Source organism: Xenorhabdus aichiensis, assembly GCF_028598775.1.
GTDB lineage: Bacteria > Pseudomonadota > Gammaproteobacteria > Enterobacterales > Enterobacteriaceae > Xenorhabdus > Xenorhabdus bovienii.
On the sequence record NZ_JAQRFO010000005.1, the window covers coordinates 14,171 to 25,082 of the forward strand.

Here is a 10,912-nt window from a genome sequence, read left to right on the forward strand (position 1 = left end):
CATGTCAGCCCAAGGCTAATATGGCACTTAATCACATAATCAATAGGGTGATTTAACGCGAGGTTTTTATGTCAATTCAGGCAATTGAAGGTGTACTGCAACAGATGAAGGCACAGGCATTACAGGCAACGAACATTGCCAAGCCCATGCCAGTACAGGGAGGTTTTGCCAGCCACCTTACCGCCGCAGTAGAAAAAATAAATCAAACCCGTCTGTCGGCGACTAAGTTGTCTCAGGATTTTACGTTGGGTGTGCCGGGTGTGGAATTGAATGACGTGATGGTCAATATGCAGAAGTCGAGCATTTCATTACAGATGGGGATTCAGGTCAGAAATAAACTGGTCAGTGCGTATCATGAGATTATGAATATGCAGGTGTAATAGGTAATTAATTGATATACAAGGATGTAATGGTTTTTTATTCCTCGTTTGGGGCATATCCGGGGCATTAGGGGTTTTGATTATATATCGTAATGCCTATAAACTATACATCCTATTGTCTAGTGAGTCATATGAGGGGGTTATATGCCAATTCAACCAGACCATATTTAACCATTAAAGCCCAGCCCCCTTGAGTGCCAACAACATGCGTAGTATGAACAACACCCGCTTCAACTAGGCGATGGAGCATTCAGGTAATATCGCAACTTTTACTTGGTGCTCTGATCATGTCTTTAATCCGAAAATCCTTCAAACGCCTGCATTATCCTGTTGATATTATGGCTCAGTGTGTCCGCGGGTATTATTACCAGGAAGTACATTCCTGATTCATTTATAATATTGACGCTAACTTTGATGCTCTATTAGGAAATATCAAAATGATGTATTTTTGGCCTAATTTTTATGGTTTTATATTTTTTATTGCTATTTTTTTGTTATCTGTCCGTATGTTTCGTTCGTCGAAAAGAATATTTATGAAAGCCATTTTATGTATCATTATTTTTGCGTCTTCATCGTGTTCTATTAAATCCATGATTAGTATGTTTGGGGATAATTTCGAAACTGAAACAAGAATTTTAGTTCAGGGTATGTTTTTTGGGGACAATAAAACCGACCCTGATTTTATAATTTCAATGAAGGATGCAAGAAAGACATCAGGGTTTAAATTGGCTAATATATATGTTCATTCAGTCTGGCATGGAAAGTATCGTATTTATAATGGTGAGATTCCATTTAACATCTATGAAATCAACTTGGAATGGAAAAATGAAAAAAAAGATACTGTAGAATATAATTGTTTTATGATGGCTTATGCCACTGATACGATAAATGATTTTTTGAAAGCAATGAGTTATTCAGAAGATTGTTCTAAAAAAGATGAATGGATTCTTAAAATAAAAGAAAGCATTACTCAATAATAAGTATCACTATATTTAATAAAAAATCACTCAAAAAAATAATAACAGAACCATATTGATGGTTTAAACATGAAACTAAATACAATAAAATTTTTAATCTCTTAGGGTCTAACTCCCCGCCGCAAGCGGCGGGGTTCTTCCCTGCATTCCGTGCAATTGTCTTCTGAAAGTGCGACAGAACCGTAACCTGTGCTACGGACTAATTTAATTCTATTTGTGACCCACAAAAAATGAGAAGAATACTTTTCTTTGAAGATATATAGTTCCTTAACGATATGTTCACTATACTGATAATATATCGTAAGTTAATAATTTTTATTTAAATAATATTTTATGTTATATAAAAAGAGATCTGCAATCATTAATCTGCATTCAACTAATGTCGGTCACAGTGACCTGTTCTGATTTTGTATTCTCTTCGGGAAGTTACACTCTCATGCGGTAGCTATAATAGTTCCAGCCGTTTTTACAATAGAAAGATCCACGAAATTAAGTTCGCATAAGGAAATTAGTGATGGACGTATCTGCGCGTAAAAAATTAGTGTCTGAATACCTGTGCAAACTTGCTGGCAAGCAGGATTTAGACGATTCGGTCAATATCTTCGAAACAGGCTTGGTTAACTCTCTGGCCGCTATCCAGCTAATCTCCTTTCTCGAAAAAAACTTCAAAATCAAAGTCGAAATTGATGACCTTGATAATGCCAATTTTTCCAGTATTCAAGCTGTCTGCAACTTTTTGGACAGAAAGGTGGCGGTAAATGCTTAATCGTTTTTTGTCACCTTTGCAAAACGAGTGGTTACAGACATTTGAGCAATTTTCAGCGACTGAAATCGCGCCTTATGCTGACGAATGGGATTTGGCAGAAGCGATTCCTGCAACGGTTGTGCGAAAACTTGCACATAACGGTTGGTTGGGGGGACTGGCAAAACCCGAGAGTGGTGGCCTGGGGTTTGACGTTACGACTTTCGGATTGTTGAACATGGCTATCGGCGCAGGGAGCGGTTCGCTCACGGGTTTGCTGAATGTGCACGCCATGGTGTTGAAAACCATTGAAGATTGGGGTTCTCAAGATCAGAAACAACGCTTTCTGGCACCGCTGGTAAAGGGTGAAATAATTGGTGCATTCGCGCAAACGGAAGTTTCCGCTGGCGGAGATTCCAAAAATCTGTCGACGCAGTTTGAAGAAGACGGAGATTATCTCAGTGTTAATGGGCAAAAGGCTTGGATTACTTTCGCCCAGATTGCGGATTTATTTCTGGTATTCGGTAAATATCAGGGACTGGATACCGCAGTGTTGGTTCCTAAAGATACTCCGGGGCTAAAAGTGACCGCCAAAAAAAATATGCTGGGCTTCAAGAGCGCATATTTGGCGGTGTTGGATTTCACTGATTGTCGGGTTCCTAAAACCAATATCGTCGGAAAGCCCGGATTCGGACAAAACCTAATCTCTAATAATGCCTTGGACTATGGCCGCATCAGCGTGGCCTGGGCGGCGCTCGGAATACAGCAGGCTGCATTGGCGGCATCCGCTCGCAGGGCTAACTCCCGCGTTACCTTTGATACGTTGCTTGCGGATCAAGGTATCATTCGCGGCTATCTGGCAGAAATGTCCAGTAGCCTGCTGGCCTCTCAACTCATTTGCTTATCAGCGACAAAAGCCAAAGAAACAAGGGATGAAGACGCTCTTGAGCAGATCCTTCAAGCCAAACTTTTCTCATCGCATGAAGCTGGCACCGCAGCAGCGAAAGCGGTACAGATTCACGGTGGTCACGGTTGCGATGAAAGCAACGGCATCAGTCGGCTCTATCGGGATGCGAAAATATTGCAAGTTGTTGAAGGCAGCAATGAACTTCAAAAAATGCTGATCGGCAAAGCAGTATGCAATCGGTACAGCCATAACGTCGCACAGACTATTCCATAAATCGTCTCAACATTATTCCCCCTGAAAAGCCTGACGTGTTGCGTCCGGCTGACGGGTTTCTATCGCCTGACGTTCGTCTGTAACGTCAGGTCACAATGAGATTTGAACAAATCCAGCACTCAGAGGATGTCGGCATCATGGCAACTGGTCGATTTATTACTGATTATTTCGAAAGTACGGCGAGAGATAACCAGAATCCGGCGATACGGTGGGGAAAAGGGAACGCTTTATCTTGGGGCGAATTATACGAAAGAGCACAACGGTTGGCTCATTATCTGGTGAATGAGCGCGGTGTATGTCAGGGCGATTGTGTTGCTATTGGCCTTGAGCGCAGCCCGGAATTTCTGGTGGCGGCATATGCGGTACTGCTTGCTGGTGGCGTTTATTTTCCTGTGGAGGCGAAAACGCCTGCCGCCCGGTTGACGTCTATGTTTGCGACGGCTCAATGTCGTATCGCTTTTTGCAATGTGGCACAGGAGAGTCTGTTTACTCAGGCCAGGCCCGGATTGGAACTGATCGGGCGTGAATTTCTGACAGAAATCTCCACTTCTCATTGTCTGGATGACCAGCGCCTGAATTTTCATCAGCCAGAAAGCGCGGGCAAAAAAGTGCGCCAACGACGGGCTACCGATCCGGCCTACTTAATCTTTACTTCCGGCACAACTGGCACCCCGAAGGGCGTGCTGGTCAATCATGGCGCCTTCATTAACCGATTGCAGTGGCATCAGGCTCATAGTGAGATGAGGGATGCGGACATCATCTTACAAAGAACGGCGTTGACGTTTGATGTGTCTTTATGGGAGCTCTTTTTACCTGCCCTGAATGGCGCGAGTAATTATTTGCTGCAACCGGGATTGGAATCCTTTCCCAGAGGCATAGTCGCTGCATTGGTAAATGAAAATGTTACAGTCGTCCACTTTGTCCCCAGTTTATTAAAGCCCGTACTGCAAGAGCTTCAGGATGACAGTATTGAAACGCCCCCGTTATCGGCGCTGCGCAGGGTGTATGTGAGCGGAGAATCATTGCCAGCCAGTCTGGTGACTCAATTTCAGAAAATATTTGCTTCGCGCTGCCTGTTGACCAATTTATACGGCCCCACGGAAGCTGCCATTGATGTCAGTTTTTATGACTGCGTGGAAACCGTGCCGGACGCCATTCCCATTGGACAGCCTCTTACTGGATGCCAGTTATATATCTTAGAACCCGACAGTCTGACGTTAAACGCGGACTCGGAAGAAGGCGAAATTGCCATCGGTGGGATATGTCTGGCAGAGGGCTACTACAACCGAAAAGATCTGACGGATAAGGCATTCATCTTCCATCCAGAACTTCAGCAGCGGTTATACCTGACCGGTGATCTTGGTTGGCATGAGAAAGGACGGGGTTTTTTCTGTCAGGGACGAAAGGATACGCAAGTCAAATTACGCGGATTGCGGATTGAGTTGGGAGAAATAGAGCACCATCTGCTCAATTACCCTTCTATTACCGAGGCCGTTGCTTGCGTGGTTGAGGATGAAGATCAGGAACAGTGGCTGGTCGCGGCGATTGTTGCAGGCGAAAGGGAGCTTAATGAGCAGGATATTCGCCAATTTCTCGCTGGGCAGGTGCCGGCTTACATGTTACCCACTCGTTATTGGCAAGCCCGAAATCTGCCGAGGTCTGGCTCAGGAAAACTTGATAGGAAAACGATAGCCCAAAATATGCGGGATCTGTTTTTCACCGATCATCACAAAGGTGGGAACTTAAGCCATGAATAAACCGACTTTTGAGCTATCGCGGTCACAACAGGCCGTTTTCAAAATGGAAGCGTTTCATCTATCCGGCTACCCATTTTATTTGGGAGGCGTGGCGCGATTGAGTGGAAATGTGTCGCTGGATCAACTTGTGTGGGCGGCCGAAACTGTCAGGAATACGCAGGATGTGTGCCATATCGGATTCGTCAACGACCCTTTAGCAACGGTTCATCCAGAAGTGGTTGATTGGCAAATATTATGGCGGGGAATTCGGCACAACACGCCTCAGGCCGACGTGGAGCGAGTGGACTTCAGCAGGCATCCAGACCCCAGACAGGCTTTTGAAAGTTGGGTGGAGCGTCAACTGCTGGTGGAAGAGGACTTATCACTCACGCCGATACGGATTTTTGCGGTGCGTTTCGGACAGGAACAATCGGGATGGTTTGTGAAAGCGCATCATGCCGCGGTGGATGGTGCGGCGTTGGCGATATTACTAGAACGTCTGGCCGATGCGTTGGCGCAGGAGTCGGGGAAGGTGAGTTCCCCTTTGTACCCTATTCACGCCGAGAGAGAGCGGGATTACGAGAATTCCCGGCGTATGGTAAGGGATGCGGCGTATTGGCGGACGGTTTTTGGTGAACAGAATGCGTATAGCGACACGGCGTCAGCCAGCGCCACTAAAATCTCCTGCCGCTACCCAATAGGGGATTATCGTGGATTGAAGCCGCACGCGATGCGTGTACGGATCGCTTTGAGCGAAACGCAAAACGACATGCTGCACAAATTCAGTCATCGCGGCGGTTCAGTCTTTCGGCTGTTTTTCGCTGCGGTTGCCTATACACAAATGGTGATTGAAGACGGCAATGGCGCTTTATTGCAGGCACCTATGCTGAATCGTTGGAGCGAAGACGAAAAACAGTCAATAGCCATGGCAGTAGCTCCCGTCCTGATCCCGGTATTTCGTGAGGCAGGGGAAACCGTCGCGGATTGCTACCGCACCCTCAAAAAAAGTCTGCAAAAAGCCATTGTGCACTCACGCTATGCTCCGGGCGCCCGTTGGGGGGATTTCGCCTCGCAGGAATGGAGACAGATTGTGCCGGCTTTCGGCGTTTCCTATCAAACAGGCGTGTTTCAGAAAACCGTCTCAGGTGCTGAAGTGGAGATTGACCATATTCAGGCTGTGGAGGCGTTGTTTGCCACCGTACATATCCACGATCGCTTTGAGGGCGGTGACTTCAAGATTGAAGCCGATTTTCGCAAAATCTGGTCTTTCGACCAATGTCATGCATTCCTGCAAACCGTCATTGATTATGCACTGGAAGCTGCCGCTGAAGTGATGGGGCAACAAGAAACCACGAGGCAAACAAAAGAAGTCAACGTACGGACTGATTGCCTCGCAGAGCCGATCGGCATTCATTTATGTGACGCTTTTCGGCGTTATGCCGATAACTGGCTGTTCAAACAGGAAGCCGGTGAGGAAGTTGGTGATCTGACCTACCGTCAAGGATGGCAGTGGATTCGCAAGTTTGGTACGCAATTGCGTGACAGGCGGGACCGACGTTTCGAACACCGTCCGGTGGTAATTCTGGGAAGGCGCTCGCCTGAAATGACGCTCGCCTATTTGACCTGTCTTATTGAAAATGTGACCGTGGTTCCTGTTTGTCCCACCGCGCCGTTGGCGAGATTATCGACTATCGTCCGTAATTCGGGCGCGTCTCTTTGCATTTATACGGGAACGGATCAAAACCTTGCGGAGGCGCTGAATTTGCCTCTGTTACGCGCTTCGCTGGATAAAGATTTAGGTGACGTGGGTTTGCATCCGGAAATACAGCCAGAATTCATACACCCCGAACAAGCTCGGTCACAACAAACAGACAGCAATCCTGCTTATATTCTGTATACATCAGGGTCAACCGGAGAACCTAAAGGCGTTGTCATTTCCCCTGTTGCACTGGCGAACTATGCGCTGGCAGCCAAAGGGGAATACGCTGCTGAGACGCCGTTTAATGCACCTTTGTTTACTTCCTTTGGGTTCGATTTGACGCAGACAGCGATTCTGATCCCGGTTTTGTCGGGAGGTTTTATACAAGCCCACGAACAGGATATTCGCGATAACCCGGAACTACTGCGAACTCTTCTCTCCGATGAGGCATTGACGGGAGTTAAATGTACACCATCCCATCTCTCATTATTGATTGAACATAGCGCCCAGAGACGGAATCCGCTGACCTTTATCGTTGGCGGCGAAAACTTGTCTGTCGCTTTGGTGAACAGAGCGCTTGGTTTCTTTCCTTCGGGCAGTAGAGTGATCAATGAATATGGGCCGACGGAGGCAACGGTAGGGTGCTGTATTTATTTGATGAACGAAAGTTCGATGAGCGAATCTGATGAGAATGACAGAACGAGTGCCGTGATTGCGCCTATCGGTAAAGCGCTGGGGCAAGCGGAGATGTCGATAAGAGATGCTTGGGGGCAAAATATGCCTCGTGGGTTTAAAGGTGAAATAGGGATCGGCGGTTCAGTGCTGGCGGATGGATATCTCAACAACAGCGCGCAGACGGAGGCGCAGTTTGTGTGCAGCGCCGATGGGCCGCATCGTTGGTATCGCACTGGCGATCTGGGCTTGCAGGATGAACAGGGAATATTTTATTGCCTTGGGCGCATTGACGATGAATTCAAAGTACGTGGTCATCGGATTCATCCTGCGGAAATTGAGAAAGCTGTGGAAGAAGCACTGGCAGATCTTGAACATGACGATGACCGTCGGGAGTTGAAAGCGCTAAAACTGACCATTGATGGATATGAAACGGTCGCTTTGTGCAGCAGCCAATCTGTGCCATACGATAATCCTGCATTCCAGAAAAACCTGAAAAACCAAATCCCTGACGCTTGGCTGCCGGGTCTCTATTGTACTGTGCAGCCTTGGCCGATGAATGCCAATGGTAAGGTTGACATGGCGGTACTCACCGCTGCGGCTAAAGCAAAGTTGGCGGCAGCCGATCCTGCTCAGTTTCGCACAACCGACAGGCAAGGTCAGAGAGAGCCGGAAACCTACTCACTCCCGGCATGGCTGGACGCCGAGTTTTTAAGGCCGATTTGGCCGAAAACTGTGGATCTGACCGCTTCATTTTTGGCGCAGGGGGGTGACTCGATCAAAGCGATCCGCCTTGTCGCATTGCTCGCCAGACAAGGCGTTCGGGTCGGCGCCAGTGAACTGTTAACGTCAACCGCCTTAGGGGCTGTACTTGAAAGAGTCTGTGCGGAAAAACCAGAAGTTGTTGTCACCGATTCGGCTGTATTGGAAGCGCCAGAAGCAAACTGGGTGAACTATTTACCCAGTGTTCGCTGGTTTCAGGAACATCACTTTAAATACGGGGAACGGTTGCAACAGGGCGTAGTGCTTGAGTTACCGCCATCCATTTGCGCCGGGCGTATAAACAGCGCGGTGGCAGCGGTAAAAGCCAGGCACAAAATCTTCGCTTTGAGATCGAATCGGAGTTTGAGTGAGTTTTATTTTTCGTCCTTGGAGCCAGAGCAACATGACGGCGATATGTTATTGCAGGGGCAAGTGTTGGCGCAAGACGAAAGCCTTGAGGACAGACTGCACAGATTGCAGGGCGAAGTTTGTCTGGAAAACCAGCCCAGTGTGCATGAAGTGGTATTTGATCCGGTTGCGAACAAAAATTATCTGATCTGGGTTTGCCATCACCTTATCTGTGATGTTCATTCATGGATTTTCTTACTGGATGAATTGGATCAGGTGCTGAACGAATCGGCGGTTCTGCTCAACGTTGATAAAGCCAGCGCTGTTGTTGAGCAGGGTGCATTCCTTTGGGGGAAATGGCTGCGGGATCACGTCTCTTATGCTGAACCTGCACCACATGACGACACCTTTTATCAGCCGGCAGCCGTTCCCGTCACGCTGGCACTGTCAGTTTCCGGCGAGGGTTTCCGGCTTATGGAACAACGCTACAAAGCTGAACGCACGCAGTTGATCGTCGCTGCTTTGCTGGAGATTGTGCAGGATAACGGCATGTTACCGGAGCAGCCTGCGGTGCTGTTTGAAAACCACGGACGCTTATTCTCCGAGGCAGAGACTCCCGCTGCCTGGCATGCGGTGATGGCGAATTCCGTCGGTTGGTTTACTGGCTTCAATCAACTGAATCTCCACGTTCCCTTTGGCCATCAAAGCGGTTTTTTGCCCGGTTTATTTTTACGAACATTGAAATCACAACGATATGAAGACAACCCAGACTGGAAAGAACAACTGGGATTGAATGGCGTGCGGACGCGGCCGCTCATCTGCATCAACGATATTGGCTTCGGACTGAGCGAACACGGAACATGGCGCCATTTTAATCTGGTTGATTCCCTGTCGGGTGGTTTTCGGCATCCCGATGAAAAGAGCGTGGCTGATTTTGATGTGCTTATTCACGATGGTCGCGAATCCGGTTCTGTTTTTGTTGAGTTGAGATTGGGCATTCCCGGAGCTGGCGACGAGGATGCCAAGTGCTACCTGATGCAATTAAACGAAAGACTATCCGACTGGAACGATGCGTTACATCGCGCGCAAGTGGAACAGGCGTTAATTCCGGCAGATTTTCCCCTTTGTCAGCTCTCACAACCGGAGCTCGATCTCATTATTAATGGAGCCTCAGCATGAGAACTGCTATCGATTCAGCGAAGACGGTATTTTTATTTCCCGGCGTGGGCGCACAGCAACCCGATATGTTTGCCGCATTCAGAACCTATCCCGAATATCGAGCCTGTTTGGAAGAAGTGTCGGATCTGTCTCAGGTCGATCTATTCGGTGTTATTCATGGCGAACGGCGCGATTCCTTGAAACAAGTGCGCATTGCCCAACTGGCGCTCACGGCGACCACGGTTGCCATCGCGGGCATATTACGTAAGCACTGTGGGATTGTTCCTGAGTTTATGATGGGACACAGTCTGGGGCAGTATCCGGCTTTGTGCTCCGCAGGTTACCTTGATTTGGCGACGTTGACCAAAGTGGTGAATCTCCGCTCGGAAGTCGTGGAAGCCTGCGCCCGTCATTACGAACAAGGCGACATGTGTTGGGTGTTGCACCTTCCTGCCGACGTTGTGGTGCAGGAAGTGGATAAAGCCAGAAAAGACGATGGCATAGAATTGTACATATCTGCCATTGATGCGTTTGATCAGGTGACGGTTTCTGGCGTCATGGCTGACATTCGACGCTTCGCGCCGCGTATGGAAGCGTTGGGCGGGTTGCTTTATCCATTGAAAATCGGCGGCCCGTTTCATTCGCCTTTAATGATGGAAGCGCAAGAGAAATTGGCGGCATTGCTTGATTTCCTGCCTGACACAGACAAGCAGGGGACGCTGATCTCCAGACTGGTCTGCAACGTCAGTGGCGCGGAATTACCGGCCGAGGATCTCAAGCCATCAATTTTACAGCATCTGACTTCTCCCGTGCAGTGGCTGCGGAGTTTGCAGTATGCCGCGCAAAACGGCGTCACCCGTTATTTGGAGATTTCCCCGAAAACCGTATTGAGTTATCTGAATCAGCGCGCCGGATTGCCCATGCTGCCCTTGTGCGAACCCGCTGAAATTTTCACTTTCGCTGAGGCTCTAAGCACCGCAGATAGCCGGCTGGAACGGCTTTTCAGGCACTGTCATTTCCATCTTTATAGCTCCAGATTGCCTGACATAAAGGATGCGGCAGCGATCGCACAACTGCGTCAAATCAGGGATGCAGTAACACAAAAGATAAAAGGCTCACATCTGACCCGTGAAGACTGTGGCTTTCTCCATCAGTACACACAGCAATGGCTGGAAATTATCGAAGAAAGGGGAGACACCTCTTTATCTGTGGAAAAGGTGAAGTTGCAAAGCCTCTTTGATGCAGTGGGGCGTTGAGT

The 10,912-nt window shown here is 48.1% G+C and carries 7 protein-coding genes and 1 pseudogene; all 8 read left to right on the top strand.

The window, feature by feature from the left end; genetic code table 11:
* Positions 1–68: 68 nt before the first annotated feature.
* The 8 genes and pseudogenes from fliE (at position 69) to PSI22_RS03845 (ending at position 10,910) form a co-directional block, all read left to right on the top strand.
* The gene (gene fliE, locus PSI22_RS03810; RefSeq protein WP_038214531.1) at positions 69–380 is read left to right on the top strand and encodes a flagellar hook-basal body complex protein FliE; all 312 of its coding nucleotides are present in this window, start codon (positions 69–71) and stop codon (positions 378–380) included.
* Positions 381–667: 287 nt separating this feature from the next.
* A pseudogene (locus PSI22_RS03815) lies at positions 668–742 on the top strand (IS6 family transposase); the annotation flags it as partial.
* 171 nt (positions 743–913) lie between these two features.
* Complete coding sequence (locus tag PSI22_RS03820) at positions 914–1,357, top strand: hypothetical protein (RefSeq protein WP_273578656.1); 444 nt, start codon at positions 914–916, stop codon at positions 1,355–1,357.
* A gap of 514 nt (positions 1,358–1,871) precedes the next feature.
* Complete coding sequence (locus PSI22_RS03825) at positions 1,872–2,123, top strand: acyl carrier protein (protein WP_012989112.1); 252 nt, start codon at positions 1,872–1,874, stop codon at positions 2,121–2,123.
* Positions 2,116–3,279 (top strand): acyl-CoA dehydrogenase family protein, encoded by a 1,164-nt coding sequence (locus PSI22_RS03830; protein ID WP_273578657.1) that lies wholly within the window; start codon positions 2,116–2,118, stop codon positions 3,277–3,279. The genes PSI22_RS03825 and PSI22_RS03830 overlap by 8 nt, the downstream gene beginning before the upstream one ends.
* Positions 3,280–3,416: 137 nt before the next feature.
* A complete protein-coding gene (locus PSI22_RS03835) occupies positions 3,417–5,036 on the top strand; it encodes an amino acid adenylation domain-containing protein (RefSeq protein ID WP_273578658.1) in 1,620 nt (539 codons plus the stop codon).
* Positions 5,029–9,675 (top strand): AMP-binding protein, encoded by a 4,647-nt coding sequence (locus PSI22_RS03840; RefSeq protein ID WP_273578659.1) that lies wholly within the window; start codon positions 5,029–5,031, stop codon positions 9,673–9,675. The genes PSI22_RS03835 and PSI22_RS03840 overlap by 8 nt, the downstream gene beginning before the upstream one ends.
* Positions 9,672–10,910: an ACP S-malonyltransferase gene (locus PSI22_RS03845; RefSeq protein ID WP_273578660.1), complete on the top strand. Its 1,239-nt coding sequence runs from the start codon at positions 9,672–9,674 to the stop codon at positions 10,908–10,910. Before PSI22_RS03840 ends, PSI22_RS03845 begins: the two co-directional genes overlap by 4 nt.
* Positions 10,911–10,912 lie beyond the last annotated feature (2 nt).